The organism is Bacteroides sp. 2201st1_D9_2201SCRN_220225, from assembly GCF_040928965.1.
Classification (GTDB): Bacteria; Bacteroidota; Bacteroidia; order Bacteroidales; family Bacteroidaceae; genus Bacteroides; species Bacteroides stercoris.
On record NZ_JBCODG010000001.1, the window covers coordinates 61,855 to 87,863 of the forward strand.

General features: G+C 45.2%; 30 protein-coding genes and 1 tRNA gene. 23 read left to right on the top strand and 8 right to left on the bottom strand.

All coding sequences use genetic code 11. From position 1 onward, the window contains the following. Nucleotides 1-45 precede the first annotated feature (45 nt). Nucleotides 46-705: a uracil phosphoribosyltransferase gene (gene upp / locus AB5903_RS00245; RefSeq protein WP_005655512.1), complete on the top strand. Its 660-nt coding sequence runs from the start codon at nt 46-48 to the stop codon at nt 703-705. A gap of 156 nt (nt 706-861) precedes the next feature. On the opposite strand, the gene AB5903_RS00250 is transcribed toward upp, so the two are convergent. Continuing rightward, entirely contained in the window at nt 862-2,556 is a 1,695-nt protein-coding gene (locus AB5903_RS00250) for a SusD/RagB family nutrient-binding outer membrane lipoprotein (RefSeq protein ID WP_336314130.1), read from the bottom strand. Between the two features lie 35 nt (nt 2,557-2,591). Further along, nucleotides 2,592-5,972 (bottom strand): SusC/RagA family TonB-linked outer membrane protein, encoded by a 3,381-nt coding sequence (locus AB5903_RS00255; RefSeq protein ID WP_272710005.1) that lies wholly within the window; start codon nt 5,970-5,972, stop codon nt 2,592-2,594. Nucleotides 5,973-6,147: 175 nt separating this feature from the next. Here AB5903_RS00255 and AB5903_RS00260 point away from each other — a divergent pair, with 175 nt between their 5' ends. Beyond that, complete coding sequence (locus AB5903_RS00260; protein ID WP_153881346.1) at nt 6,148-6,312, top strand: hypothetical protein; 165 nt, start codon at nt 6,148-6,150, stop codon at nt 6,310-6,312. 376 nt (nt 6,313-6,688) lie between these two features. Here the strand turns inward: AB5903_RS00260 and AB5903_RS00265 are convergent, their stop codons facing one another. Next, nucleotides 6,689-7,693, bottom strand: coding sequence for a 2-oxoacid:ferredoxin oxidoreductase subunit beta (locus AB5903_RS00265; protein ID WP_005655503.1), 1,005 nt, complete (start codon nt 7,691-7,693; stop codon nt 6,689-6,691). A gap of 14 nt (nt 7,694-7,707) precedes the next feature. After that, on the bottom strand, nt 7,708-9,555 hold the full coding sequence (locus AB5903_RS00270; protein ID WP_195657864.1) for a 2-oxoacid:acceptor oxidoreductase subunit alpha: 1,848 nt from the start codon (nt 9,553-9,555) through the stop codon (nt 7,708-7,710). Nucleotides 9,556-9,849: 294 nt separating this feature from the next. Here AB5903_RS00270 and AB5903_RS00275 point away from each other — a divergent pair. Then, a tRNA-Arg gene (locus AB5903_RS00275) sits at nt 9,850-9,921 on the top strand. A gap of 106 nt (nt 9,922-10,027) precedes the next feature. After that, nucleotides 10,028-11,350: a phage integrase SAM-like domain-containing protein gene (locus tag AB5903_RS00280; protein WP_005650581.1), complete on the top strand. Its 1,323-nt coding sequence runs from the start codon at nt 10,028-10,030 to the stop codon at nt 11,348-11,350. Between the two features lie 509 nt (nt 11,351-11,859). Here the strand turns inward: AB5903_RS00280 and AB5903_RS00285 are convergent. Further along, complete coding sequence (locus tag AB5903_RS00285) at nt 11,860-12,279, bottom strand: hypothetical protein (RefSeq protein WP_008642475.1); 420 nt, start codon at nt 12,277-12,279, stop codon at nt 11,860-11,862. Between the two features lie 362 nt (nt 12,280-12,641). On the opposite strand from AB5903_RS00285, the gene AB5903_RS00290 reads away from it, so the two are divergent. Beyond that, complete coding sequence (locus tag AB5903_RS00290) at nt 12,642-12,884, top strand: hypothetical protein (RefSeq protein WP_005655492.1); 243 nt, start codon at nt 12,642-12,644, stop codon at nt 12,882-12,884. A 164-nt stretch (nt 12,885-13,048) separates the two neighbouring features. Here AB5903_RS00290 and AB5903_RS00295 read toward each other — a convergent pair whose 3' ends face one another. The 3 genes from AB5903_RS00295 to AB5903_RS00305 are packed head-to-tail and all read right to left on the bottom strand — an operon-like array spanning nt 13,049 to nt 13,980. Next, the gene (locus tag AB5903_RS00295; RefSeq protein WP_005650572.1) at nt 13,049-13,282 is read right to left on the bottom strand and encodes a hypothetical protein; all 234 of its coding nucleotides are present in this window, start codon (nt 13,280-13,282) and stop codon (nt 13,049-13,051) included. Nucleotides 13,283-13,305: 23 nt separating this feature from the next. Then, a complete protein-coding gene (locus tag AB5903_RS00300; RefSeq protein WP_032592282.1) occupies nt 13,306-13,506 on the bottom strand; it encodes a hypothetical protein in 201 nt (66 codons plus the stop codon). 30 nt (nt 13,507-13,536) lie between these two features. Continuing rightward, on the bottom strand, nt 13,537-13,980 hold the full coding sequence (locus tag AB5903_RS00305) for a helix-turn-helix transcriptional regulator (protein ID WP_044300339.1): 444 nt from the start codon (nt 13,978-13,980) through the stop codon (nt 13,537-13,539). Nucleotides 13,981-14,124: 144 nt separating this feature from the next. Between AB5903_RS00305 and AB5903_RS00310 the strand changes: the two genes are divergently transcribed. From AB5903_RS00310 to AB5903_RS00395, 18 genes are all read left to right on the top strand, one after another. Continuing rightward, entirely contained in the window at nt 14,125-14,370 is a 246-nt protein-coding gene (locus tag AB5903_RS00310) for a hypothetical protein (RefSeq protein WP_005655486.1), read from the top strand. After that, nucleotides 14,367-14,918, top strand: coding sequence for a helix-turn-helix transcriptional regulator (locus AB5903_RS00315; RefSeq protein WP_005655483.1), 552 nt, complete (start codon nt 14,367-14,369; stop codon nt 14,916-14,918). The genes AB5903_RS00310 and AB5903_RS00315 overlap by 4 nt, the downstream gene beginning before the upstream one ends. Nucleotides 14,919-14,932: 14 nt before the next feature. Next, the gene (locus AB5903_RS00320) at nt 14,933-15,145 is read left to right on the top strand and encodes a hypothetical protein (RefSeq protein ID WP_008642482.1); all 213 of its coding nucleotides are present in this window, start codon (nt 14,933-14,935) and stop codon (nt 15,143-15,145) included. Nucleotides 15,146-15,148: 3 nt separating this feature from the next. After that, nucleotides 15,149-15,433, top strand: a complete 285-nt coding sequence (locus AB5903_RS00325) for a hypothetical protein (RefSeq protein WP_005655479.1) — start codon at nt 15,149-15,151, stop codon at nt 15,431-15,433. 1 nt (nt 15,434) lies between these two features. Beyond that, a complete protein-coding gene (locus AB5903_RS00330; protein ID WP_044300337.1) occupies nt 15,435-17,396 on the top strand; it encodes an AAA family ATPase in 1,962 nt (653 codons plus the stop codon). Nucleotides 17,397-17,404: 8 nt separating this feature from the next. Then, on the top strand, nt 17,405-18,343 hold the full coding sequence (locus tag AB5903_RS00335; RefSeq protein ID WP_008642484.1) for a recombinase RecT: 939 nt from the start codon (nt 17,405-17,407) through the stop codon (nt 18,341-18,343). Between the two features lie 6 nt (nt 18,344-18,349). Next, the gene (locus tag AB5903_RS00340) at nt 18,350-19,078 is read left to right on the top strand and encodes an MBL fold metallo-hydrolase (protein WP_008642485.1); all 729 of its coding nucleotides are present in this window, start codon (nt 18,350-18,352) and stop codon (nt 19,076-19,078) included. Nucleotides 19,079-19,082: 4 nt separating this feature from the next. Continuing rightward, nucleotides 19,083-19,514 (top strand): hypothetical protein, encoded by a 432-nt coding sequence (locus tag AB5903_RS00345; RefSeq protein ID WP_005655471.1) that lies wholly within the window; start codon nt 19,083-19,085, stop codon nt 19,512-19,514. A gap of 131 nt (nt 19,515-19,645) precedes the next feature. Then, nucleotides 19,646-20,170: a hypothetical protein gene (locus AB5903_RS00350; protein ID WP_368117584.1), complete on the top strand. Its 525-nt coding sequence runs from the start codon at nt 19,646-19,648 to the stop codon at nt 20,168-20,170. Nucleotides 20,171-20,268: 98 nt separating this feature from the next. Continuing rightward, nucleotides 20,269-20,712, top strand: a complete 444-nt coding sequence (locus AB5903_RS00355; RefSeq protein ID WP_368117585.1) for a hypothetical protein — start codon at nt 20,269-20,271, stop codon at nt 20,710-20,712. A gap of 52 nt (nt 20,713-20,764) precedes the next feature. Continuing rightward, nucleotides 20,765-21,496 (top strand): hypothetical protein, encoded by a 732-nt coding sequence (locus AB5903_RS00360; RefSeq protein ID WP_368117586.1) that lies wholly within the window; start codon nt 20,765-20,767, stop codon nt 21,494-21,496. 47 nt (nt 21,497-21,543) lie between these two features. Continuing rightward, on the top strand, nt 21,544-22,359 hold the full coding sequence (locus AB5903_RS00365; protein WP_044300329.1) for a hypothetical protein: 816 nt from the start codon (nt 21,544-21,546) through the stop codon (nt 22,357-22,359). Further along, entirely contained in the window at nt 22,280-22,939 is a 660-nt protein-coding gene (locus AB5903_RS00370; RefSeq protein ID WP_225665232.1) for an AAA family ATPase, read from the top strand. The genes AB5903_RS00365 and AB5903_RS00370 overlap by 80 nt, the downstream gene beginning before the upstream one ends. Further along, complete coding sequence (locus AB5903_RS00375) at nt 22,936-23,199, top strand: hypothetical protein (protein WP_005655461.1); 264 nt, start codon at nt 22,936-22,938, stop codon at nt 23,197-23,199. The genes AB5903_RS00370 and AB5903_RS00375 overlap by 4 nt, the downstream gene beginning before the upstream one ends. A 7-nt stretch (nt 23,200-23,206) precedes the next feature. Then, entirely contained in the window at nt 23,207-23,677 is a 471-nt protein-coding gene (locus AB5903_RS00380; RefSeq protein WP_005655459.1) for a hypothetical protein, read from the top strand. A 152-nt stretch (nt 23,678-23,829) separates the two neighbouring features. Further along, on the top strand, nt 23,830-24,645 hold the full coding sequence (locus AB5903_RS00385; RefSeq protein WP_005655458.1) for a ParB/RepB/Spo0J family partition protein: 816 nt from the start codon (nt 23,830-23,832) through the stop codon (nt 24,643-24,645). Between the two features lie 163 nt (nt 24,646-24,808). Next, nucleotides 24,809-24,985: a hypothetical protein gene (locus AB5903_RS00390; protein ID WP_005655456.1), complete on the top strand. Its 177-nt coding sequence runs from the start codon at nt 24,809-24,811 to the stop codon at nt 24,983-24,985. Between the two features lie 12 nt (nt 24,986-24,997). Beyond that, nucleotides 24,998-26,008: a radical SAM protein gene (locus AB5903_RS00395; RefSeq protein WP_005655454.1), complete on the top strand. Its 1,011-nt coding sequence runs from the start codon at nt 24,998-25,000 to the stop codon at nt 26,006-26,008. The last annotated feature ends 1 nt before the right edge of the window (nt 26,009 follow it).

A 26,009-nucleotide genomic window follows, 5' to 3' on the forward strand; every position in this document is an offset into this window, starting at 1 on the left:
ATCAATATACGGAATAACCAATACATATTTTAATCTGATAATATAATGAAAGTTATCAACTTTGCCGAGACTAACTCAGTCTTGAACCAATACATGGCGGAGATACGCGATGTGCAAGTACAGTCCGACCGTATGCGTTTCCGCCGGAACATCGAACGCATCGGCGAAATCATGGCGTACGAAATGAGTAAGGAACTCACCTATTCCGAAAAGCAGGTACAAACGCCGCTGGGGATAGCTCCTGTCAGCACTTTCGATGATGATGTGGTGATTGCCACCGTCTTCCGTGCCGGGCTTCCCTTGCATGCCGGTTTCCTGAATGTGTTCGACCGTGCGGGCAATGCTTTCGTTTCCGCTTACCGTTATTATAAGGATAAAGAGTGCCGTACGGTGGATGTGCACATCGAGTATATCGCCACTCCCGACCTTTCCGGCAAGACTCTGTTACTGGTTGACCCGATGCTTGCTACGGGCGAAAGTATGGAACTTGCCTGGAAGGCTTTCCTTACCAAGGGTACGCCTGCCAAACTGCAGATTGCCTGCGTCATTGCCAGCCGGCAGGGAGTAGAGCATTTGCAGAAACTCTTCCCCGGCGACGAGGTTTCCTTGTGGTGCGGTGCTATCGACCCGGATATGAACGAGCATTCGTATATAGTACCGGGGCTGGGCGATGCCGGAGACTTGGCATTCGGCGACAAGCTGTAATCCGCAGGGCGGTTGCAGCCGTCCAATCCGAACCCCGGCACTGTTCATTGAACCATAAAGAGAGCCGTATCAACTCCGTTTGTGAGTAATGATACGGCTCTTTTATGTTTGCAAGCTACTGCATCAGGATATCCATTCCCGCTTCGCTCTCATTGTTCACTTGGCCCAGAACAGCTTTTCCGTATACGTGTCTGTACCGGCTACATCCTTATAGTACGGATTGTAGTTCACTTCCGTGCTGGGGTATCTCCAGCGGTTCGGCACATTGGGGATAGTACCCGACACTTCCGGGAACACCAGTCCCGAAGGATAGCCTGTGCGGCGGATGTCACTCCATGCCTCACGGCTGACGAGGAAACCGAAGTGCAGCCATTTCTGCGTGATGATGGCATCCAGTTTGTCCACGTATGCCGTACTGTTCCATTTGGCATTGGCAAAGTCTGCAATCTCTTCATCGGTAGGAGCGTCGTAACGGCGGCAATTCTCTCCCGAGCCTATCGAATCGTAATAGTAATACAGGGCGATGGATTGGCTGACAGCCGTCTTGAATTCCTCTTCCGCCTTCGCCATATCCTGCGCCACACCATACCCCATGGCATAGGCTTCCGCTTTCAGGAAATGTATCTCTGGCGAAGCCATTATCAGCATATCGAATTTATCGTTTTCCCAGAAAAAGCCTCTTTGGGTAATCTGCGAGAAACCTTTGTTGGCGGTGTTCACTTCGTCTTGTGCCTGAGCGCTGTAATACTCCGTCAGTTCGTCTGCTACCGTGAGGTCCGTACCCAGGTAACGGTGTTCGTCCATCTGTCCGGTTTCGCGGTTGGTGATGCTCACGGGATTGTAGTTCAGCAGGATGCGGGGGTCGTCTTCGCCTTTGACGTAGACGCCGCTTAGCGGATCGCTGCTGGTCATGTCATAGTTGCCGTGGCCCAGCATACGGTCTATGATGGCGCCCGAAGCAAGACGGTTCGTAACCCAGTCGCCCAATCCGTGGCCGGCGGTGAAGTTCAGCTGTCCGGACTTCTGGTTGACGATGAAGATGTTGTTTCCCTGCTCCTCTACGAGCGGATAGTCGGTGGGGTTTTCCAATATCTCCTTGATAACCGCACGTCCTTCCGCCTGCAAAGCTCCCTGCGTGGCTACACGCATGGCAAGGCGCAGGCGCAGGGAGTTTGCATAGCGTTCCCATTTTTCCATATCTCCCAGGTTGATGAAGTCCTGGGTACTGAAGTTTTTCGGTACGGCTGCCGAACGGAAACGCGGGGCGATGTCTTTCAGTTCGTCAAGGATTGTCTTATAAATATCTTCCGCCTTGTCGTAGGGAGCGTAAGAACCGTTTACGTCGTTGGTCAGCGGCAGGGTGCATGCTTTGAAGAAAGGCATGTCGCCGAAAATATCCACCGTTGCGGCAAAGAAGTCGTACAGTTGCACTTTGGCTGCCAGCATAAAGGCTTCGTCCTGTGCTTTCTGCGTATCGTTCTCTTCATTGTACAGCGATTCCATCTTGCGGTATTGCATCAGTGCCGAATACAGGTTGTCCCATTGCCCGTCTATGGCAGGCGCATATCCGGGGCTGTACATACCGCCCGAATAGCTGTAGCCGAAGGTCTGCGCGTACTTGCCCACAAACTGCGAGTCGAAGCCGAAGAAACGTCCGTACTCATATATGTCATAATCTTTCACTTTCTGGAAAACTCCCACCATGAGGTTGCTGATGGTAACCTGGTTAACCTTTGAGGGGTCTTCGTATTTGCTGTCGAAGTCGGAGTCCGTACAGCCGGAAGCTGTCATCAGCATGGCTCCCGCTATAACGAACGCTCCTATATTTATCTTTTTCATATCCATTGTCATTCACTCTAAAGTCTTATTTTTCAATTCTCTATTTCCTAAAAGCTTGCCCGCAGCGACACACCGAAATTACGTGTTGCCGTAGTGGAGCCGCCCACTACCGCCTGGCTTGCCCAGGATGTTCCTACGGAAGATTCCGCATCGTAATTCTTCAGTGCCTTGTAGAAGTAGAACAAGTTGCGTCCGAACACCGAAACGCTCAGCCGCGTCATGCCCAGTTTGGAAATCAGCTTTTCCGGAAACTGGTAGCCGATGGTCAGCTCGCGCAGCTTCACATAGCTGTTGTCGAATACCGAGTGGCGGTACGTAAGCTGTTCGGGCTGGGTACCCCAGTTGTAGGTCTGGTTGTAATAGTAGCCGGCAGGGATGATGCGCGTGTTCTTCTCGCCGGTGGAGGCCACTACGCCCGGCAGGATAACGCCGTCGTGATAAACGGTTTCTCCGTTAGGCCCTGCACCCAATGACGGGTCTACCTGCACGGGCACGCCGCTGGCGTTGTTGTTGCCCGGATAGTAGTAGGACAGGCCGCCGTGTTCCGTATCGCGGAATTGCAGCGACTCCGGTGTCAGACCCGATGCGGTGGAATACTGGTACATCTCGTTGATGACGTCGCCGCCTATGCGGAAGTCGATACTGAAATCCAGGAAGATGTTCTTGTAGGAGAACGAGCTGAACAGACCGCCTACGCCGTCGGGGTTGATGTTTCCTACTCTCTGCAGTTCGGTCTGGTTCATGTAAAGTCCCTTGTCCGATACGAGATACTCTCCGTTTTCGTTCATCTGGGGCACTTGCACGTAGATGTCACCCATGGGGCGTCCCTCTACGGCCTGTATCTTGGCTCCGCCACCGCCTATGTTGGATATTTCGAGGTACGGTACGCCGTCGGCGAGCTTCACGACCTTGTTGCGGTAGATGCCGTAGTTGGCCGTCAGGTCCCAGCGGAAATTCTTGGTCAGTACCGGGGTGGCGCTTACGGAGATGTCCCAGCCTTCGTTGGCCACCTCTCCCACGTTCATCAGCACGTACTTCACACCCGATGTGGAGGGTTGCGGCGTGGAGAGTATCTGGTCTTTCACGCGGTTGTTGTAGTAGGATACGTCGAAGCCCAGCCGGTTGTTGAGGAACTTGCTTTCAAAACCTATTTCGTATTCGTACTTCTTTTCGGGGCGGATATTGGCATTTCCCCACGAAGAAGGAACGTAGTTCCATGTGAAGCCGTTGTCCGAACCCTGCTCGTAGATGATGTTGGCGGCATACGTTTCCGGTGCGTTACCTACGACGCCGTAGGAGAGGCGGAGTTTGCCGTGATTCCACCATGCAGGCATGCGGAAGGCGTTCGAGAACAGGAAACTGAGGTTGGCGGAGGGGTAGAAGAAACTTTGGTCCTTCAGTGTGGACGAACGTTCCTGACGCCCGGTGAGTTCGAGGAACAGGTAGTTGTCCCAACCCAGGCTCAGCGTACCCATGTATCCCGTTTTCAGCAGTTCCATACGTTGCAGCGTGCTGCTGGCGGTGTAGCGGCTGGCGTTGAGGTCGAACCAGTTTTCCGTAACCAGACCGCCGTTGGTGGAGACGCGCATGTTGTTCATGTTTTCGTAACGTCCCGTCCAGCCCAGTGTGGCGGCAATGTCGAAACGGCGGATGTTGTAGTTGAAGTTCAGCATCACATCGCCGTACACGATGTCATAGCGTCGGTTGATGTTCTGGAAGCTGCCGCTGGGATCGTACAGGGAGTTGGGGCGTTCCGTCTCGTACTCCAGCGTCTGCTTGGTGTCCGTGATGTCGGTAGAGAGCTGGGCGCGCAGGCTCAGCCAGTTGGTTATCTGCCAGGTGGGGCGTATCATACCGATGAGGCGGTTCTCTGTCTCCTTGCTGTGGTGGTGATACATGTTCCAGAGCATATTCGATACGCCGTTCAGGTATCCCGGGTCGTATGCCCAGGCTTCGTCCGGTGTCAGTGTGGCATCGCCGCCTGCGTACGTGTTGCGGTAGCCCAGGCTGGTGACGTAGCTCTGTTTCAGATAGGGGATATCCATGAAGGAGGAGAACATATTGCTGAAACTGCCGTACAGGTTCAGCGATGTTTGCGGGCGGTCCTTTACATCCTGCACGATGTAGTTCAGCGAGTATTCTATGTTCAGCGTCCTTGCCGGTTTGTAAGAACCCGTCAGCTTGAAGTTATGTTTGGTGAAGCTGCCCGTCAGCGAGTTGGGCGTTTCACCCATGAAGGTGTAGGAGAAGCGGTTGCTGCTGGTCTCCGTACCCTGCGAGATGGCGAGGTTGTAGGTCTGGTTCCAGCCCGTGCGGAACAGCTCTTTCCACGGATTGTCCGTAGCCGGCAGGTAGGGGCGCATCTTGCCGTCCCAGTACAGCACGTCGCTGCCGTCGTACTTCGGACCGAAAGACATGGTCGTATTATACAGACTTCTGTAGCTTTCGCCGTTCATGGTGCGCTGGTAGAAACCGCCCGTTTGTTTTTCGTAATCGCTGTATTCCGTGTTGTAACGTCCCGGGCCGTATACGGTCTGTACTTTCGGCAGATAGGCGGGCAGGTTGGCGGTGACCTGTGCGGTGAAGTCCACCGTCAGTTTGCCGCTTTTGGCGCGTTTGCTGGTGATAACCACCGCGCCGTTTGCCGCTTCCGAACCGTAAAGTGCCGTGGCCGAAGCGCCTTTCAGCACACTTACGCTTTCAATATCTTCGGGGTTGATGTCCACCAGACCGTTGGAACGTATCTGCCCGTCGTTGCCGAATTCGGCAAAGTCGGTACTCTTGCCCGTTCCGCCGTTACGGATGGGCACGCCGTCCAGGATGATGAGCGGCTGGTTGTTTCCGGTGATGGACGTGAGTCCGCGTACATTGATAGACACGGCTCCGGCGGAACCGCCCTGCGTCTGCGTGATGCGGATGCCCGGCGCCTTACCGTACATGGCGGATGCAAAGTTGGTTGCTCCCGCCTTCACTATCTCGTCCGATTCGATAGTGCTCACCGCGTAACCCAGCCGTTTGGTATCCTTCTTGATACCCATGGCCGTGACAACCACCTCTTTCAACTGTTGCGAGTCCTCTCTCAGCGTTACCCTCAGGTCGCCCTGCTTCTTGCGTTTTGCCAGATGTATTTCGCGGGTGGCATAGCCCATATAGGCTATGGACAGCGTTGCATCGGCAGGTACGGTCAGTGTAAAGTTTCCGTCCACATCGGTAATGACACCGTTGTTGGTTCCTTTCTCTATGACGCTGGCGCCGATAAGCGGCTCTCCCGTCACATCCCTTACCATACCTTGGATTGTTTTGGTTTCCTGCGCACCGGCACTTCCTGCAAACAGAAGCGCCAATGTCACAATCATACTACCTAATACCTTTTGAAAATGCAGCTTCCTGTGCGAAGCCATACTCCGTTTTTTCTTGATAGACTTCATATTTCCACAATGATTATTTCCTTGTACAATTAAATCTGTTGGATTTTATTTGTATTTGTTATAAGCAAGCAGTATGCCAAAAAAGATACGTAGACTATGCAAAGTATTTATGCCTATGATATTCAGTTCATTGTTTTTTTATAAATACTTATAATATGTGTATGCAGGTTGTGGAATGTTGTGGAAAAAATCCACACTTGCAGGTTGCCATTCCACACTTGTGGCGTTTGCATCTTATTCCGGCGGTTTTCCGGCGGATTATACTTTGTGCCTGCATCCGGAAGACCGTGTGGAAAATAGGATTATACCGCGTGTGAGCGGGGCAATCTCCCGGGTATAATGTGCCAATGCCTGGTGGAAAACTTCCCGATGCACCTTGTAAAATGTGCTTGTCCCTTATGTATTTCTTCGTTTTCCGGTTGCGGGCTGTCCGGCCCGCAGCTGGCAACCGTACAGCCCGCAATTGGCAACCGCACGGCCCGCAGTTGGAAAACGGGGTTTTAGTAGATGCGCAACGGGGTTTTATACAGTGTATTGTCACCTTTATGCTGAGGCATATCGGTATTTTGCCTCTGCCTTTGGAGAGCTGATGCCGCTTGTTTCTTTATGGCCAATCGGGATATAAAAAGCCCCCTTCACCCGCTGTCCCTTATGGATAAAGGGATGTGGAGGGTGAAGGGGGAATGTGTGTAAACTGAATTCCTGTTCCGTGGAGGTTATTTCACTTCCCAGGTATCATTGGTCATCAGCAGTTCCTCAAAGTTGTGGTACTTTTTCTTGGCGGATACCTCTTCGATTTGTGCATGTACGGCATCATCGTAGGTGGGAGCTTCCACATCGCGGATTACACCGAGGGCAATCGGGAAGTCAGGGCCTTCCATCAGGGCAAGTTTCAGTTGCAGGGTGTTGTCCTCGCAATGGGCGTCATGGATAAGAATATCCTTTTCCGTAATGCCGTTCTCGCCGAGCTTCACCACTTTCAGCCCGAAGCCTTCCTGCATCAGTCCGTATTCGTTGTTCTCGCCGAAGAGCATGGGCTTGCCGTGTTCCAGATAGATGGCGTGTTTGGCGCGGTCTTCTTTCTTGGCAACGGCATCGTGCGTGCCGTTATTGAAGATGACGCAGTTCTGGAGAATCTCGCAGACGCTGGCTCCTTTGTGGTTGTAGGCGGCTTTCAGGATTTCCACCGTTCCGGCTGCATCCGTGGCAACGGCGCGTGCAAAGAAGTGGCCGCGTGCACCGAAGCAGAGTTCTGCCGGATGGAACGGGTCTTCTACCGTACCGTAAGGAGATGATTTGCTGACGAAACCGCGGGGAGACGTCGGGGAGTATTGTCCTTTCGTCAGGCCGTAGATACGGTTGTTCAGCAGAATCATGTTCAGGTTGATGTTGCGGCGGTTGGCATGGATGAAGTGGTTGCCGCCGATGGCGAGTCCGTCGCCGTCGCCGCTCACCTGCCATACGGTGAGTTCCGGATTGGCAACCTTGCAACCGGTGGCAATGGCAGCGGCACGTCCGTGAATGGTGTTCATGCCGTAGGTATTCATATAGTGGGGCAGACGGCTGGAACAGCCGATACCTGAGATTACTGCTGTTTTGTAAGGCGGAACGCCGATTTCGGCCATAGCCTTATGCAGGGACGCGAGGAAAAAATGGTCACCGCAACCCGGACACCAGCGGGGTTGCCCTTTCTTGAAGTCTTTTGCTGTATATTCGCACATAGTTCTTTTCTTTTTTAGTTCTTGATAATCTCCTCAAATGCTTGTACTAACTCGTTCACCAGGAAGGGCTGGCCTTTCACCTGATTGAACTGGTAGGGAACGAAACCGTCTACTTTCATGCGCAGGTATCCGGCAAACTGTCCCATGTTCTGCTCGGCCACCACTACTTTCTTGTAGCGCTTCATCACCTCTGCCGTATTCTTGGGCAGCGGATTGATGAACTTGAAGTGGGCGAGGGCCACTTTCTTGCCTGTGGCGCGGAGCTCGTCCATAGCGGCGTGCAGATGGCCGTAAGTGCCGCCGAAGCCGACAATCAGCAGTTCGGCATCGTCCTTGTCGCCTTCCACTTCTACATCGGGCACTTCGATTTTGGCAATCTTTTCGGCACGCAGGCGGGTCATCAGGTCGTGGTTCTCAGGGTCGGTAGAGATGGCGCCTGTCTTGTTGTCTTTCTCCAATCCGCCGAGGATGTGGGTGAAGCCCTCTGTTCCGGGGATGGCCCAATAGCGGCTGCCGGTCTTTTCATCGCGCTGGTAGGGTGTCCATGAACCCTGCATTTCGGGGCGTACATAAGGCGGAACGATAGCGGGATAATCGGCGAGCTTGGGCAGTTTCCACGCTGCCGAGCCGTTGGCAACGAAAGCATCGGTAAGCAGTACGACGGGGGTCATGTGCTCCAATGCTATCTTGGATGCCATATAGGCGCATTCAAAGCAGTCTGTCGGTGAGGTGGCGGCAAGTACGGGCATGGGGCTTTCGCCGTTGCGGCCGAAGAGTACCTGCAGCAAGTCGGTCTGCTCGGACTTGGTGGGCAGACCTGTTGCAGGACCGCCGCGCTGTACATCGAGCACCACCAGCGGCAGTTCCATAATGACAGCCAGGTTCATGGCTTCCGATTTCAGGCAGATACCCGGTCCGGAGGTGGAGGTAACCGCCAATGCTCCGGCAAAGGATGCTCCGACAGCGGAGGCGCAACCGGAAATCTCGTCTTCGCACTGTACGGTCATTACGCCCAGTGACTTGTGCTTGGAAAGTTCGTGCAGCACATCGGTTGCGGGGGTGATGGGGTAAGAACCCAGGTAAAGCTTCAGGCCTGCTTTCTCGGCAGCGGCTATGAAGCCGTAGGCCGTGGCCTTGTTGCCCGTAATGTCCATATAGCGTCCGGGAGTCTTTACTTTGCTTTCAATCTTGTAAGTGTGAGAGGCGGATGCGTGGGTGTTGTGCCCGTAGTCGTATCCGGCGCGGATAACCTTGATATTGGCTTCTGCAATTTCAGGTTTCTTGGCGAATTTCTCGCGGATAAACTCTTCGGCTATCGTCAGGTCGCGACTGAACAGCCAACATACCAGTCCCACTGCAAACATGTTGCGGCACTTCAGCATGGATTTGTTGTCCATACCCGTGTCGGCAAGGCAGTCTTTCACCATTTGGGAGATAGGAGCGGCAATGATATCCTGTTTGATGCCCATTTCTTCAATGGGGTTGTCCGTCTTGAAAGCGGCCTTTTCCAAATCCGATTTCTGGAATGCGTCCGTATCGATGATAATACATGCGGTAGATTTGGCAAACTTATACTGTGTTTTTAACGCAGCGGCATTCATCGCTACCAGTACATCGCATTTATCACCCGGGGTATAGACTTTGTTTGCACCGATATGTACCTGAAAACCGGATACGCCCGTCAGTGAGCCTTGCGGGGCGCGGATGTCTGCCGGATAATCGGGGAATGTACTGATGTCATTACCTACCGTAGCCGAAACTGTTGAAAAGATGTTGCCGGCGAGCTGCATACCGTCGCCGGAGTCTCCGGAGAAGCGGACTACCACTTGCTCCAGTTCTTTGACCATCATGTCGTTTGCCATAACTTACGAATTATTATATGTATTATATAAGGAAACTTATACTTATTTTGTTCAAAGACAAATTTCGTAAAGTTAATCGGATTAACAAAACTTTTTTCGGAAAATCAGCAGAATACATTATCTTTGTACCCGCATTCCATTGCTATATGCAGAATGTATGCAAAAAGGCTCTGTAGTTCAACGGATAGAATAGAAGTTTCCTAAACGTATGTTCTTCCAAACAAGGGCAAAGGTAGTAAAATTTAGATTTATAGTAAATAAGAAAAGGAAGTTATAACGATAACTATTACATAAGGCTCTGTAGTTCAACGGATAGAACAAGAATTTCCTAAATTTTAGATAGGGGTTCGATTCCCCTCGGAGCTACTTTTCAAGTCCATTCCATTACGGGGTGGACTTCTTTTTTACAGCATTTACAGCAAAAAAGAGGTATATTTGCGGACAAAAGTTCTACTATAGTTCTACAAAGATTATGGCTACATTCAAAGCAGAGGTGTACGCTCACCAAAAGAGGGCTGACGGCACATATAATATAAAGATAAGGGTTATACACCAAAAGAGGAAAAAGTACATCCCGACCACTTACTACGTGACAAAGGATGATTTGACACGCACGACTTTCAAGCTGAAAAACCAAAAGTACATAGATGCCACCGATGATATGATAAAGAAATACCGTTCCATTTGTGACCGCATGGGGGAACGGCTTAAATCCATGACCGTTGAGCAGGTGGTAGATGCAATCACTAACGACAATGGGGAACACTTCGATTTGGATATAGTGGCTTATGCCCGTCAATACATATTGCACTTAAAGGAAACCGGGCATACAGGCAATGCGCTTTCTTACCAAGTAGCCATTAATAACCTTGTACGCTTTGTTGGCAGGGATAGCGTGAGCATAAAAGAAATCACGGTTAAGTTTATCAATGATTGGATAAAGTGGATAAAGGAGAATCCGGCACGTTCCAACCCCGAAGCCAATCACGGAGAAAGGGCACAGAGCCTATATATATCCCAGCTAAGAGCCATACACAACCGGGCAAAGAAAGAGTTTAACGATGAGGATGCCGGGCTGATACGCATTCCCTATTCTCCTTTTAAGAGGGTGGAAATTCCCAAAGTTCCAGTTACAAGGAAAAGGGCTATTTCTACGGATTTACTTCGTAAATTTTCGGAGTTGCCTTATTCTTTGATTATGCAACCGGGGACAAACAGGTACAATCTCGCAAAGGATGTCTTTCTTTTGAGCTTCTGCCTAATTGGAATGAATGCGGTAGATTTGTACACTTGTACGGATTTGAAGAAAGGACGGATTATATACCAACGGACAAAAACCAAGAATCGGAGAGCCGACAAAGCGGAAATGTCTGTGAGGATAGAGCCGGAGCTAAAAGCCCTTATGAAAAAATATAAAGACCAGACCGGGCAAAGGGTCTTTAATTTCTACAAGTTGTATTCAAGCGTGGATAGCTTTACGGCTGCAATTAACAAGGGCTTGAAAAAGATTGGTGATGATTTGGGGATAGATGATTTGGAATTTTACGCAGCACGCCATACATGGGCAACCATTGCAAGCAATGAAGCCGGAGTAGATAAGTACACCGTTCACACAGCCCTTAACCACGTGGACGAAAATATGAGGGTGACGGATATTTATATTGCGAAATCATGGGACAGCATAGATGCTGCCAATCGTAAGGTATTGGATTATGTCAAGCTATCTTTGGATGATGTAACAGAAAAGAAGTATATACCCAAAAATAAGCGTGTTTTGCCTAAGCAAAATTTGTAAGCCGTTATAGTTCAGCAATTTACAAGCCTATTTTTGCTTAGGCAAAATTTTAATAGGTGTTTATCTATCCTCTAAATCTGTATTGTCTTTGATAATCAGATAGTTACAAATTTTGCCTAAGCAAATTGCCTAAGCAAAATGATTTTGCCTAAGCAAAAATTATAATACACTGATAGTCAGTAAAATAGTTGTTTTTAAGCCTAAAAATAGCGTTTTGCCTAAGCAAAATTTGCAAATAATTGAAATACAGAGTATTACAAGCGTTATTTTGCCTAAGCAAAAATATAGCCTTTTTGCGTTTGCCTAAGCAAAATTTGTAAGCCGTTATAGTTCAGTAATTTACAAGCCTATTTTTGCTTAGGCAAAATTTTACGCAAGTTACAAAGGATAATATATATACTATATATAATATTATATAGTTAATTAAGAGTAAATATATGAAATAGGGGTGTGGGGGAAGAACAAAAAAAGGCACTTATGGAAGTGCCGTAATTTTACTTTGGTAGATTCTATTTTGTTTCTACGCTAATTATGTCCGATATATCTTTGTTGAAATGATAAGTGCAATTAGTAATTGCATATCCCCCATAGGAGTTTTTGGCTCTATATCTATGGGAAATCTCCCAAGCTAAAGTATCGTATGGATTTATACCCTTGTTTTCAAACATAGCTTTGATTTGTTCTAATTTTGAGTTAATGCTATCTGTTGGGAACTCTCCATCCGTTGCTCTTTTAACGGTTTCCACTAATGCTTTAGACATAGGTGTGACTATTCCTATTTTCCCCATATCCATACACTCATAACTATCAGGGTCTTTTAAATTATTCTCCAAATACCTATTTATTAGTTTCTCAGCTTTACGTTGCGGAGTGTCGCTATTACATCCTGTTATCAAAGCTATCAGGCAAAGCATTAGCAAAGTTTTCATAAGTGTGTATTTAACAGTTGTACTTAGCAAGCTACTGTAATACACACGAAAGCGTGGGATTATTCCGAGGATTAAGAGGTACGACCAAGCACCTAACAGCCCATACAAGAGTAATGCCCACGCAAAGCGCAGGCATTAGCAAATTGTCTGAGGGCTGTTTCTGAAATTTGGTCGTTTTCTTAATCCCTACAACAATAGCCAATGCTATTTAGTGATATTTTAATTCAGCAGCAAATATAGTGTATTATTTGTTATAAAAATAGTCTTGCAGTGTTATATTTATAATGACGTATCAAAAATATATAGGTTTTTGTTTCCAAATAAGCGGGGATTTTGTACCTTTGTAGAAAATAGTAGTTTATATGGGTAATTGGAGCGTACAACAAGAAGCTAAGAAAGAAGTCAAGGAGAAAGATAAAGTGAGGCGTGAAAAACTTGCTGGATTCTTTTTTAACTTGGCGCAACTCACATTTGCGGGTTTGGTTCTTGGTGGAATAACTCCGATATATGCCAATGTGGAAGCTGGTATAAACTGGTATGTTTTGACAGCAGGGAGTGTTTGGACTATAATGCTTGCTAAAGTAGGAAATACAATTTTAAAATAATAGATATGGAAATGTTAGGAGCTATCTTTACCGTTGGAATAGTTGTGACGGGTGCATTTATGATTTGGCTAAGAACAAAATCTGGCAAGAAATGGCTTGCTAATTTGTGATATGGAATATTTGTAAGAAATAGCCCCATGCAGACTAATAATGTTTGCATGGGGCTATTTTTGTTCTTCAAACATTCTTCCAAATCCAGTAAGCAGCCATTTGGCACTTACCCCATACTCCTTAACCATAGGATACAACCAAGATAATTGAAACCATCCACGCTCCAAGTCTTTTCTTTGCGCAATAAAATTTCTTCTATCTATGTTGTTGAGCCTACAGTATGTATTTACTCCTCTTATTTTCTTCATGGCTATAATGGCATCCAGCGCACTATAGAACCTTTCCATTATTTGCTTGCTTATAACGGTATTCATTGCGATATATGGCTCTTCAAGTTCTCTATATCGGATTTTAGCAACTCCAATTCACCTGTAGGCTCATTGGTTATTATAGCCGTAGTAATAGCGTTGGATATTTCCCTTTGCGCATCTAATACCCTATCAGGGTTTACCCGGTTAATTAAAAGGACTTCTTTGTAGAGGTCTATAACCATTCTATAATACTTTTCCATATCAATACTTCCTTTGCTTTAAACCAAACACTATACGGCATTGGCACATTCGACAGGATTCTCCGTTTGGGCACTTCCCTTTTTAAGTTCCTCTATTTCGTTTTGCAATCTGCCTATCAATCTATTCAACCGTTCTATTTCCTTATCTTTTTCTACTAACATTCCATAAGGTGCAATCAGCTTGTCATTCATCATCTTTACGACTTGTCTTGAAAAAGCGTCAGCACCAGCAAACATGAAATCTTCGGGAGTGACTTCTTTTAATACCGTATTTTGTTTTGGTGATATATCCGAATAATATTTTGAAATATCACCGAATTTAGACTGCAATATATCCAATTTCTCTTTTGAAATAGGTTTTATTCCGTTTTCTATATTTGAAATATAGTTTTGTTTACACATTAATATCTCTGCCAACTCCTTTTGAGTAAGTTTTCTATCAAGCCTAAACCTCTTTAAATCAAATCGTTGCATATAAATAGAATATTTTTAATAGAAAATATATCCAAAAAGCTTTGTTATATTCGGATATATAGCCTATATTTGTTGCGTAATTAAATAAATGACATTACAAATATAGCCAAAAAGCGTGTTTGTAGAACATATAAATTAGAGAAAATGAAAAAAGTAACCCAAAAAGACTATCAGTCTTTTATTCAGATTTACAAAGGATTGCCTGAAAGGAGTGCTGTAAAAGCTCCAAAAACTGAGTTCGTGGAGGAAATAGCGGCTCTGTGTATGTGTAGTACCAAGACGGTACGAATGTGGATTCATGGCGTACAAAAGCCGGATGCCCTCAAACAAAAGATGATTAGTGATAAACTGGGCGTTCCAGCCGATATTTTATTTCCTGTTACAGAATGAAAGCTATAGAGTTCTACACAACCCCGGAGGGTGAAGTTACTATGCGCCCTATCGGAGAAGCCGAAAGGCAGTTGAAAGAAACTGATACCGACTTTATCCAAGCTTTCTTGGCTATACTGAGGGAGTTTTATCCCGAAGCATACGATGCGCTTATGGATATATACTCTAAAAATTCAAACAACAAGAGGTATCGGGATTTCATAGCGGTGCGTAGATTCATTAAATGCAACTTCGGTCTGTATGACAACATGATTGATGTAGATGAGAATTGGAACTTTAATTTTGAGTTTGTAGGTTGTCCATTACGTGGAGAATGCAAACATGATAAAGTTATTTGCGCTCCTAAATTCAACTCTAAGTTGTCCGATAGGCAAATAGAAGTTATGCGAATGCTCTATGATGGGAAAAACGATTCAGAAATAGCCGAAAAGCTGTTTATCTCTTTAAATACCGTGAACAACCATAGAAAAAACAGTTTCCGAAAGGTTGGAGTACATTCAATGGCTGAATTTATGCGGTATGCTATGACTAACAATCTTTTCAAATAACAAATGCAACACCGATGAAAGGAGAAACTTTAGCAAACCTTATCCAATGTGGCGTTACGCTACTTCTTGGCATTATTGCCCTTGCTGGGGCATTGTTCTGTAATGCCTCATTTCACTTCTTTACCGCTATGGCTTGTTTTTGGCTGGCATGGGTTTTCTATACCGACAATGAGTATGGGATAGTAAGTGTTAGAGAATATTTTAAGAACCGCTACAAAAAGGACTGACTTATGGCAATTCAGATGGAACTATACGAGTTAAAGAATCTCTGTATGGAAATGGCTTCTTTGGGTGCTGCCAACTATGTAAAACAGACTATCCCGGCAAAAGACCTCATTTCACAACGTGAAGCATACAGATTGTTTCAAGAGTGCCGGGTGAAACGCTGGCAAAAAGACGGCAGAGTTTCTACTATCCGTGGCGGTAGCTCTATACATTCCAAAGTATTGTATTCACGTGCCGAACTTATGGCAGTGGATAAATCAGAGAAAATCAACTCTATAATTAATAAGTGATATGCGAACAATCAAATTAAAATCATTATCCCTTGTGAATTTTAAGGGAATCAGAAGCCTAAATATCGGTTTCTCCGATGCGGAAACGCTGGTTGCTGGAGAAAATGGTACGGGCAAAACAACTGTGTTCGATTCATTCCTTTGGCTTCTTTTTGGAAAAGACAGTACGGGACGGTCGGATAGTAATTTCAACATTAAAACGTTGGATTCGGACGGCAAGCCTATTTTGCACCTTGAACACTCCGTTACTGGTGTACTATCAGTGGATGGCAAGACGGTAACACTGCAACGCTGCTATGTGGAAAACTGGGTCAAGCCACGTGGAACTACGGAAGAAAGCCTAAAGAATCATGCAACAGAGTTCTATTTGAACGGTGTTAAGTTGGCTACCAAAAAGGAGTATGATAGTGAAGTAGCTGCCATCATCCCGGAAGATGTTTTCCGAATGATAACCAACCCTTTCTACTTTACATCAATGAAGCCGGAAGCGCAAAAAGAAATCCTTTTGGATATGGTAGGAACGCTTACCGACCAAGACGTAGCGCAGACCAAGCCCGAATATTTGGAGTTGCTGGCTCAGTTGTCCGGCAGGAGCATCGCCCAATACGCCAAAGAGGTAGCCGCCAAGAAAAAGGCTTGCAAAGATGAATTGTCAGTTATTCCCTCTCAGATAGAAACGGCTCGTAAACTTATGCCGGAGGAAGAGGATTGGGTAGCCATTGATAGTGAGATTGAGGATAAAAATGCCCGTATTCAGCAGATAGAGGAACAAATTGCCGACAAATCAAAGCTGAATGAGCAGGAATATCAACGTAAGGCTTTTATCCAAAAGCAAATAGGTGAAAAACGCCTACAACTCAATAGTAGAATGAATGAAATCGCTACAGAAGCTAACAAAGGGCGCAATGAGGCATCTTTGAAGCTGAACGAATTGGAATATTCGTTGCGTACTGAAAAAGCCTCTTTAGACAGAAAAAGGCAATCGGTTGCGGATATGGATATTGAGATAGAAAAGCTTAATACCAAATTGTCCGCATTGCGTGGTGAATTTTCATTTATCAGCAAGGAGGAACTTACCTATAATGAGGGTGAATTTATTTGCCCCACTTGCAAACGTCCTTTGGAAATTGAGGATATAGAAGCCAAGCAGCGTGAAATGCAAGCCAACTTTAACGCTAATAAGGCGGCACGTCTGAAAGCGAATAAAGAGGCTGGCATGGCTAAAAAGCAACGGCTTGAAGAAATGCAAGGGCTTAAAGACCGTACCAATGCCGAAATCGAGGAGCTGGAACAAAAGATAGAGAGTATCAATGCCGATATTCAACAAGCAAAGGCTTCTATCCCCGAGGCGCAAAACGTGGAAGCAATGATAGCATCCGACCGAACTTGCATTGACATCAAGAACGAGATTGTCGAACTTGAAAATCAGCTCAAAGTGGATGCAAAGATTGTGGACGTGTCGGAACTGCAATCGGAGAAAAGAACTTTGAATGAAGCCGTGCAAGGCTTATACAAGCGTTTGGCAAACCGTGAACAAATCGGCAGGGCTGAAAAGGAAATCGCTTCTTTGGAAGAAAAGCGCATTGCCAACAATCAAAAGTTGGCAGACCTTGAAAAATGGGAGTTTACGGCACTCCAATTCCAAAAGGATAAGGATGCGGAGCTGTTGAAACGCATTAACGGAATGTTCAGATATGTATCATTCTCCTTTGTGAACGAACAACTGAACGGAGGCGAAAAACTGACGTGTGTATGCACCGTGAACGGTACACCTTTCCTTGACGTGAACAATGCCGGACAAATCAATGCCGGAATAGATATAATCAATGCCATTTGCACGGCAAAGGGGGTATCTGCACCGATTTTCGTTGATAATGCGGAAAGCGTGAATCAAATAATCCCATCACTCAGTCAGATTATCCGGCTGGTGGTAACTACGGACAAAGAACTAACCATTAAATAATTGCGATTATGACACAGCAAGCGACTACAACCATACAACAGGCTGCAAATGGTGGGCAGGTAGCTACTCAAAGAAAGCCTGTAGATATTCTTAAAAGCATGATGAATGCCGAAAGCGTACAAGAACAATTCAAAAATGCGCTTGGTAAAAATTCGGCAACATTCGTAGCCTCTGTAATTGACCTATACAACGGAGATAGCAATCTGCAACTCTGTAATCCTAAACAGGTGGTAATGGAAGCACTCAAAGCTGCCACGTTACATTTGCCAATAAACAAGGCTTTGGGCTATGCTTTCATTATCCCGTTCAAAAACTCCAAAAAGGATGAAAAGGGCAACTGGATTAAAGTGTATGAGCCGACTTTTCAAATGGGCTATAAGGGTTATATTCAGCTTGCCATGCGCACGGGACAATACCGTACCATCAATGCGGATGTGGTGTATGATGGTGAGTTGCGCAAGGTAAACAAACTGACCGGGGAAATAGCCTTTGACGGTGAAAGGAAAAGCGATAAGGTGATAGGCTATTTCTGTTACTTTGAACTTATGAACGGCTTTAGCAAGACTTTGTACATGACAGTGGAGCAAATGGCAAACCATGCAAAGCGATACAGTAAAGCCATCACAAGCGATAAGGATGTAACGGTTGAAAAGTTGCTGAATTTGGCTAATTTGCCCGTTTCTCCCGATAGCAACAAGGTTGGTTGGATGGGTAACTTTCACGGAATGGCACAAAAAACCGTTATCCGTAATTTACTGAGTAAATACGGCTATTTGTCCGTAGAAATGCAAAATGCCATCACCAATGACTACGAGGGTGACGAAACTTCACAGCGTGAAATATTGACCGACAATTACGCAAACAAACAGTTGATTGATGCGGAAGATGTGAGCTTTGAAAGCGTGTCAAGCGAGCAACAAGCGGAAACTATTGACCCCGGATATTGATAGCGTATGAAACTGATAGTTCTTGGTTCAAGTAGTAGTGGCAACTGTTACATTTTGGATAACGGTAATGAAGCTCTGATTATAGAGGCTGGAATCCGTTTCCAAGAAGTCAAGAAAGCGTTGGATTTCAATCTGAGAAAGGTTGTAGGGTGTGTGGTAACGCACGCCCACAACGACCACGCCAAATATATTAAGGCAATGGTGGATAGTGGATTTCACACGTTGGCATTACGGGAGGTATGGACTGCAAAGGGCGTTTGGGATTCCCGTTCTTTGGTGGTTAAAGAGGGCAAAGGCTATAAGATGGGTAATTTTAAGGTACTTCCTTTTCCTGCTTGCCATGATGTGCCATGTGTCGGCTATCTGATAGACCATCCCGATATGGGAAAGATGGTATTTCTTACCGATAGCTGTATGTGCGAATATCAGTTCAAGGGGCTTAACCATGTGCTGATAGAGTGCAATTACTCTGATAAGAAGCTCATCGAGGCGATTACAGCCGGGCGCACGTTGCCCTCACAGCGTGAACGTCTGCTTACCTCACACATGGAGCTTACTACGTGCAAGGGTTTTTTGGAAGCAAACGACTTATCCCATGTTTCGGAAATCGTGCTTTTACACCTTTCCGAGAATAATAGCGATGAGCCTTATTTCATATCGGAAGTGGAAAGGCATACGGGGAAAGTGGTTTATGCGGCAAAGCCGGGTTTAACGATTGATTTAGATAGAACATAAGGATATGGCTAAACTCCAAGTAGAAAAGAGAAACGGGTTATTTGATTTGAAGCCTCTGTACGAATGGATGCGTAACGCTTTGGATGGTATCTATAGGATAGAGGTTAAGAAAGTCAGAAAACCACGTTCTTTAGACCAAAACGGGTGGTTGTTCGGGTGTATTTACCCTATCCTTTTAGATGCTCTTTTGGAAGCTGGTTGGGAGTTCGTTTCAGTGGAACAAGTGCATGAGTTTTTTAAGGCTCAAATGACGGCTGACAAAGTGGTAAACAAGCACACGGGGGAGATTGTAGAGTTCCCATGTTCTACAGCCACTATGGACACGGTGACATTTTCCACCTATTGCGAAAAACTGAGGGAGTACGCCAAAGAGTTTCTGAATGTGGATATTCCCGACCCGGATAAATATTGGAGAAGCCATGAAAAGAATACCTAACAGCGTGGTATCTGAGCTGATACGCTTAGTGCCCATTTTGATAGCAAATATTCCACCCGGACAAAGTACGAGAGTGGATAACGCAATAAGATTAACAAAGAAGATTATCAACAAATTAAAAACATTGAAAGATGAAAGTAGAAATTGAAGAAAGCAAGTTGCAAACAGCTTATGCAAATGCTTGTGATGGAGTTAAGGATTTTATGGAAAGCCTGTTTGGAAAGAAGGTGTTTGAGGCTGCAAAGCCCACGTTGGACGATTACAAGACTATCCGCACGTATGAGGATGCTTGTAAGGCACTTGGTGAGCCTATTTTTGAAGACCCTAATAATTTGCCCAATCATATCATAGCCCTTATGAAGTTGGAAACTATTAGCCGGGCTTTGTGGGGTAGAAATTTCCAACCAAAGCCGGATGGAGAGGGAAGCAAAGTGTATTGGTATCCGTGGTTTGCCTTATGGACTAAAAAAGAGGTTGAGGATATGAATCCCGAACAAAGAGGTGCCCTTTTGTCTGCTCTTGCGTGGTGGTGCGGATGCGGGTTTCGGTTTTCTGTTTGCGACTTATCGTTCCTCGAATGCGGGTGCGTACATTGGGTTCCGCTTGTGCCAAGAAACGGAAGAAAAGGCAAAGTATTTCGGGCAGCAATTCATTGAACTTTGGGCTGAATATTTGAAATTCAACTTTACCGTTGGAAATCGTTTGAAATAAAAGTGTGTTTATTAAACATATTATTAACTAAAAACAAGGTGAAATGAAAGACATCATGTTAGCCGACATCCCGGTGGAACAAAGGGCACAGATTCTACGTGATAGCTGCGACCAAATTGTAGAGCGTAGCTATACACGCAAATTCGACCAAGAAGAAATCAACGAAAGGAGGGCAGACCTCGCTAACGTGGCGATTCAAAAGGCAGATTTGGAACAATCATTAGCGGAAATCAGAGCCGATTACAAAGGCAAAATCAAGCCTTTGGAGGAACGCATAGTTAAACTTCGTGATGAACTGAAAGCCGGGGGCGATTGGATTAAGGGCGAATGTTACAAGTTCGTTGATGAGGAAGAGAAGATGGTAGGCTTCTATTCCCCGGAGGGTTACTTGCTGGAACAAAGAACCATGACACAAGAAGAAAGACAGCGTAACGTATTCCGTGCTATCCGTGGCAATGCTATGGATAAGACAGGTACGGACGATTAAGTATTAACATCAAAAACATTAGTAAAATGGAAAATCAAGAAAAGGATTAACCGTGAACATCGGTGAGTACAAGGGTGAAAAACCTATCGAAGTAGTGTACAGAATTGGTAATGCTCCTAAAGCATTGGACGAATTGCCCATTAAGCAACCGGAAAGTATTTCTGTATCAGGTGTTATCAGAACTCCGTTAGATTGGTTGGAAAAGCGTATTGACACCATCGACCAAAAGCGTGCGAATATTAAGGTAAACCGTGAGAAAATGAGTATCACGCTTACCGTGAATGAGGATGATTATTACACCAAAAACACCTTTGTAGGTACGGTGGAATTATCGGAAGTCTTTTCAAAGTTCGGTATCAATGACGGAGAATGTGGCTGGATTCCGGCTAAACTGGGGCAGTTCCTGCGTTTGAATCGTGGCGTATTCATGCAAAAAGAGGATTGTATGAAGCTCGTTTCGGTATTAAAGAACTTCACGGCTAACGCCAAGACTGAAATTCAGAAACAGCGTGACCCGTCCGGCTCTATGGCTGAGGTGTACCGTTCACAAGTAGAAAGTAATTTGCCCAAGAGTTTCACGATTAACATCGCCATTTTCAAGGGAACTGCAAAAACACCTATTGAAGTTGAGTTCGACCACTATCTTTCTAATGGTGATGTGTTGTTGCAACTTGTTTCGCCCGGTGCTAACGAACTGGCAGAGGACTATAGAGATAAGTGTATTGACGAGGTGTTAGACGGCATTCGTGCCATTGCCCCGGACATTGCTATTCTTGAAATCTAAATACTATATCGTGGGGGAGAAATCCCCCACTTATAACAGCTCATAATATGGCTAATAAAAAAATCATACCGCCTATGCCTTTCGATGCCACCGCTTGGTTATCCAACAATGCGGCTATGAGGTTGTCATTTGCTTGTAAGGGCTTGTGGCTGGATATGCTTTGCTGTATGTGGGTGAGTATAGAGCGTGGGGTTATGATGAAACCTATTGGCGGTGCGTACACGGTTGATGAATTAGAAGCCCTCTACGGAAGTGGAACAAAGGAGCTGATAGAATCATTGATTAACGCTGAATTATTGTCTGTAAGGAATGATGGGGCTTTGTACAACACTGATATGGTTAAGATGGAATCAATACGGGTAAAACGGTCTGAGGCTGGGAAAAAAGGTGGTGTAACTATGGGTAAACGGATATTAGCCAAAGTTGATGCGCTTGTGGAAACGCCACCGACAGAAATGCCACATACACCTTCCCCAACGGCTGAAACGCAACACGGGGCGCAAGCAGACCTATTTCCCGATGATTTGCCGGAGAATCCACCGCCACTGACTGATGAACAACAGCGGAAGATTGCAAAAGCCAAGAAGTACAATTATGCTGATTACGTTACTTTGACACGTGATGAATACGCAAAATTATGTACCGAATATGGCGAAGAAGCCGCTAAAGCGATGATTGATATTCTCAACAATTACAAAGGTTCTAAGGGTAAGAAGTATAAATCCGATTACCTGACTATTAGGGGCTGGGTAAAAGATAAGTATTACGAAAATATGAATAGATATGGACAACAAACTGGTACAACGGCTGCAACAGATATTGGCAAACCAAGCGCAAAGAGGACTTTTAGGGACACGCTTTAAGATTGAGAAGTTTCCCGAACAGGACATAGCGGAAATGCTAAGGATGTGTTATCAGTCAGAAGTTGAGCGCAGAAACATGAAGTATGTTTCGGATGAAGCCACGTTGGAAAAGATAGGCAAAGCGGCTAAGTTCCTTTGCGGAAACGGAAAGTTCGGCTTGCTTCTGTATGGTACGGTAGGAAGTGGTAAAACCACGCTTGCAAAGGCGATATGCAACATTATAGGTATCTTGTACAATAGTGATTTATCTTCCGAAAGAAAGGGAGTGTACCGCATATCAGCTTTGAACCTTGCCAAGTCAATAGCCGATGACCCGACTTATTTCAACAAGCTAAAGAATCAAGAACTTTTGTTTATTGATGATGTGGGCACTGAACCAGCAAGCGTGAAAAGTTGGGGCAACGAGTTTTCCCCGGTTACTGAATTAATCTATGCCCGATATGACAGGCAGCTATTCACTATAGCCACTTCCAATTTGGCAGATGAGGAATTTGGCGACAGGTACGGAGAGCGTATTGCTGATAGAATGGAAGAAATGTTTGAACGGCTGCACTACAGCCAAAAAAGCTATCGAAAATGAGATTTGCGCTCAGAAACAAAACAAAGCTCATTAATGCTTTCGGTGAAGCGTATTACAACGAACTTATTGCAAGCATTAATAGCTTTCAATCTAACTACACGCCCGATTGCCATTATTGGAACGAGGCGATACAAAAAGAAATGCTGGATATGCCAAGTAGTACCCACCCGGATAAGACATTTTCGTTTGCCATTGTGAGCGAAATGTGGGATGTGATAACGCTTGCTTATTATTCAGAAAGTAATACACCAAGTAAATAATAAAGCTATGCAACACCAAAAATCAGAAAAGAAAAAAGTGGTTGTGACCTTATGCCGTGTATTCCCAGTTACACATTCTTTGGCTGGAAAGCCTACAGAGTTTGAGGGCAAACTAAAAGAGCATAAGAAGATACATACTATACGCTACAATAAGAATGGCGTGTGGGATAAGAGATATAAAGATATTGCATCCGGCAAAAAATATCTTTCAGTGCGTGAATGGACGGGCAGACCGTACAACTCTGAGCAGAGAGAGTTTGCCCAGTATGATAAAATAGGTCTACAGCACATTACTATGACCTATGGTGTTGATGATGCCGTTCCTCAGATATGGATTGATGGTAAACAAATTCCCATTGAAATAGTGGCAAAGAATGATGGTCTGACAGTTGAGCAATTTGTGGAATGGTTCTTTGGTGAATCAAAAAGTAACGTGTTTGAGGGCGTTGTGTTACACTTCACTTCATTTAGGTACTGATATGGGAAAAGATGATATAAAGCATTGTAGTGAGTGCAAATATTACTGGTGCGAGCCTAAGTCAATGCAGATGTATTGCTATAAACTGGCGAAGCGGATAACGGCAAGAAAGAAGTTTTGTAAGCACTATGAACTAAATAAATGACAGTAGTATGGAAACGAATAAAACGAAGAATACAGACCTATTTTTGATTGACCCCCGTAATATCGTGGTTGTGGACGGTTTCAATGTAAGACGTGATTTTGACCTTGACGAACTGAAAGAGCAAATAAAGGCAAAGGGTGTCTTAAATCCTCTGACGGTTATAGCCTTTAAGGATGATGAGGGCAACGAGAAATATAAATTGGTGGATGGTGAACGCAGGTATAGGGCTACCATGTTGGCTATATCCGAGGGTGCGGATATTCCTTATGTTCGTGCCATGAAAGCCCGAAAGGACGCTTCTACTGAAGAATTGTATATTCAACAGATGATGCGTAACGAGGGTAAGAAATTTACCGAATACGAGTGCGCTATCATGTTCAGACGTTTCAAAGAAGAATTTGGATATAGCCAAGTTGAGATAGCGGATAAGTTCAAGAAAAGCCCGGCTTTCATAAGCAAATGCCTTTCCTTGTTGGATTTGCCCCCGTACATTCAAGAAAGGATTATGAAAGGGGAATTGTCGGTTAAGGCGGCTAAGGAGATTGCCGCCAATTATGGAAGTGAGAAAGAACAAGTAAAGGCTGCAAAGTCGGCTGTGGATAACGCCAAAGAAAACGGTAGGGTTACAGCTACCAATAAGGAGGTTCTTAATTCTCTGAAAGATTCTAAAGAAGCAAAAGCCATTGCGGAAGCTCTGAGAAAGGTTTGGGCTTATTTGGATGGTGAGGTTATCGTGGACGTGGATAAGCTGGCAAGGCTATTGGATAAGACGGAAAGCCTTAGCCAAGCGATGAGAGAATACAAGAAAGGGGGCATAAAATGAAACTGAGAAAAGAAAAGGAACAAATACCTGCGGATTTCCGCAAACAAATGTATGAGAACTACAAAGCCAATATGACTTTATACGGTAAACCAATTCTCCCGTACAAGCAATGGCTGAAAGACGTGTTTAACACTAAATTACCTTGTTGTGGTAAATAGATGGCATGAAAACGCTGATGATTGATATAATGCTGAATGACCGCTTTTATGCGGCTTTCAGATATAAGTATTGCCCAGCTTTCAAATTCGACATTGAGGATATGACTAACAAGGTTTATGAGCGATACCCCACCCTGCGAAAAAGGGCTATGAATGGCGAAAAAGTAGTATTTGCATTTTAATGATTTGAAGATATGGAAATTAAAAAGAAGATAGTAGTGCCTACGGGCGAAATATATACCGCTATAGGTGAAAAGGGAATGTTGGAGTTCCTTACGGTTGGAGATTATGGTAAGAACGCTAATATCAAAGCGGACTTTTTGGGGATTACCCGTGATTTGAACGGTGTACCCAATGGCGAGCCGATGCCTCTTACTGAAAAATGGGTGATTACCATTTCCACACAGTACGGTTGCTCTATGGGCTGCAAGTTCTGCGATGTTCCAAAAGTGGGTATTGGGAGAAATGCCACTTTTAATGATTTGAAAGGAGAAGTGCTAACGGCTATCAAGCAACACCCGGAAGTGAAGCACACGAAACGTCTAAACATACATTATGCACGTATGGGAGAGCCTACATGGAACGCAAATGTGTTACTTCATGCAATCAGTGTAAAGAAGGACATAGAGCCGTTTATAGGCGATTCTTTGGTACACCCGGTTATAAGTACAATGCTGCCAAAGAGAAATAAGAAGCTGGTTGAGTTCTTACATAAGTGGTGTTACTACATAAAGAACGAGCTTTATAAGGGTGATGCCGGACTTCAATTCTCCATCAATACAACGAATGATGAAGAAAGAAATTATCTGTTTTCGGGTAGTTCGCTTTCACTTGGTGAAATATCAGAAATTGGAAAATCGCTGCCTATGCCTGTTGGCAGGAAATATGCCTTAAACTTTGCTTTGGCAGATGATACACATATAGACGGTAAGCGTTTGAGAGAGCTTTTCAACCCCGATAAATTTATGTGTAAGATTACCCCATTGCACCGAACAAATAGCTGTGATGAGAACGATTTGCACACAAGTGGAGGCTATGAGCTGTTTACCCCATATAAAGCCGTGGAGGAAGATTTGAAAGGCAACGGATTCGATGTTATTGTGTTTGTCCCCTCTTATGATGAAGATAACGGGCTTATCACGTGTGGAAACGCTATCCTATCCGGGAAAGTTCCTACTTCAAGTTACCAAGAAACAATATACTGAT

Excerpts from the sequence above, each read along its gene's own strand:
- upp (WP_005655512.1), top strand. The coding sequence starts at position 46 with ATGAAAGTTATCAACTTTGCCGAGACTAACTCAGTCTTGAACCAATAC.
- AB5903_RS00250 (WP_336314130.1), bottom strand. The coding sequence starts at position 2,556 with ATGACAATGGATATGAAAAAGATAAATATAGGAGCGTTCGTTATAGCG.
- AB5903_RS00255 (WP_272710005.1), bottom strand. The coding sequence starts at position 5,972 with ATGAAGTCTATCAAGAAAAAACGGAGTATGGCTTCGCACAGGAAGCTG.
- AB5903_RS00260 (WP_153881346.1), top strand. The coding sequence starts at position 6,148 with ATGTTGTGGAAAAAATCCACACTTGCAGGTTGCCATTCCACACTTGTG.
- AB5903_RS00265 (WP_005655503.1), bottom strand. The coding sequence starts at position 7,693 with ATGTGCGAATATACAGCAAAAGACTTCAAGAAAGGGCAACCCCGCTGG.
- AB5903_RS00270 (WP_195657864.1), bottom strand. The coding sequence starts at position 9,555 with ATGGCAAACGACATGATGGTCAAAGAACTGGAGCAAGTGGTAGTCCGC.
- AB5903_RS00280 (WP_005650581.1), top strand. The coding sequence starts at position 10,028 with ATGGCTACATTCAAAGCAGAGGTGTACGCTCACCAAAAGAGGGCTGAC.
- AB5903_RS00285 (WP_008642475.1), bottom strand. The coding sequence starts at position 12,279 with ATGAAAACTTTGCTAATGCTTTGCCTGATAGCTTTGATAACAGGATGT.
- AB5903_RS00290 (WP_005655492.1), top strand. The coding sequence starts at position 12,642 with ATGGGTAATTGGAGCGTACAACAAGAAGCTAAGAAAGAAGTCAAGGAG.
- AB5903_RS00295 (WP_005650572.1), bottom strand. The coding sequence starts at position 13,282 with ATGGAAAGGTTCTATAGTGCGCTGGATGCCATTATAGCCATGAAGAAA.
- AB5903_RS00300 (WP_032592282.1), bottom strand. The coding sequence starts at position 13,506 with ATGGAAAAGTATTATAGAATGGTTATAGACCTCTACAAAGAAGTCCTT.
- AB5903_RS00305 (WP_044300339.1), bottom strand. The coding sequence starts at position 13,980 with ATGCAACGATTTGATTTAAAGAGGTTTAGGCTTGATAGAAAACTTACT.
- AB5903_RS00310 (WP_005655486.1), top strand. The coding sequence starts at position 14,125 with ATGAAAAAAGTAACCCAAAAAGACTATCAGTCTTTTATTCAGATTTAC.
- AB5903_RS00315 (WP_005655483.1), top strand. The coding sequence starts at position 14,367 with ATGAAAGCTATAGAGTTCTACACAACCCCGGAGGGTGAAGTTACTATG.
- AB5903_RS00320 (WP_008642482.1), top strand. The coding sequence starts at position 14,933 with ATGAAAGGAGAAACTTTAGCAAACCTTATCCAATGTGGCGTTACGCTA.
- AB5903_RS00325 (WP_005655479.1), top strand. The coding sequence starts at position 15,149 with ATGGCAATTCAGATGGAACTATACGAGTTAAAGAATCTCTGTATGGAA.
- AB5903_RS00330 (WP_044300337.1), top strand. The coding sequence starts at position 15,435 with ATGCGAACAATCAAATTAAAATCATTATCCCTTGTGAATTTTAAGGGA.
- AB5903_RS00335 (WP_008642484.1), top strand. The coding sequence starts at position 17,405 with ATGACACAGCAAGCGACTACAACCATACAACAGGCTGCAAATGGTGGG.
- AB5903_RS00340 (WP_008642485.1), top strand. The coding sequence starts at position 18,350 with ATGAAACTGATAGTTCTTGGTTCAAGTAGTAGTGGCAACTGTTACATT.
- AB5903_RS00345 (WP_005655471.1), top strand. The coding sequence starts at position 19,083 with ATGGCTAAACTCCAAGTAGAAAAGAGAAACGGGTTATTTGATTTGAAG.
- AB5903_RS00350 (WP_368117584.1), top strand. The coding sequence starts at position 19,646 with ATGAAAGTAGAAATTGAAGAAAGCAAGTTGCAAACAGCTTATGCAAAT.
- AB5903_RS00355 (WP_368117585.1), top strand. The coding sequence starts at position 20,269 with ATGAAAGACATCATGTTAGCCGACATCCCGGTGGAACAAAGGGCACAG.
- AB5903_RS00365 (WP_044300329.1), top strand. The coding sequence starts at position 21,544 with ATGGCTAATAAAAAAATCATACCGCCTATGCCTTTCGATGCCACCGCT.
- AB5903_RS00370 (WP_225665232.1), top strand. The coding sequence starts at position 22,280 with ATGGACAACAAACTGGTACAACGGCTGCAACAGATATTGGCAAACCAA.
- AB5903_RS00375 (WP_005655461.1), top strand. The coding sequence starts at position 22,936 with ATGAGATTTGCGCTCAGAAACAAAACAAAGCTCATTAATGCTTTCGGT.
- AB5903_RS00380 (WP_005655459.1), top strand. The coding sequence starts at position 23,207 with ATGCAACACCAAAAATCAGAAAAGAAAAAAGTGGTTGTGACCTTATGC.
- AB5903_RS00385 (WP_005655458.1), top strand. The coding sequence starts at position 23,830 with ATGGAAACGAATAAAACGAAGAATACAGACCTATTTTTGATTGACCCC.
- AB5903_RS00390 (WP_005655456.1), top strand. The coding sequence starts at position 24,809 with ATGAAAACGCTGATGATTGATATAATGCTGAATGACCGCTTTTATGCG.
- AB5903_RS00395 (WP_005655454.1), top strand. The coding sequence starts at position 24,998 with ATGGAAATTAAAAAGAAGATAGTAGTGCCTACGGGCGAAATATATACC.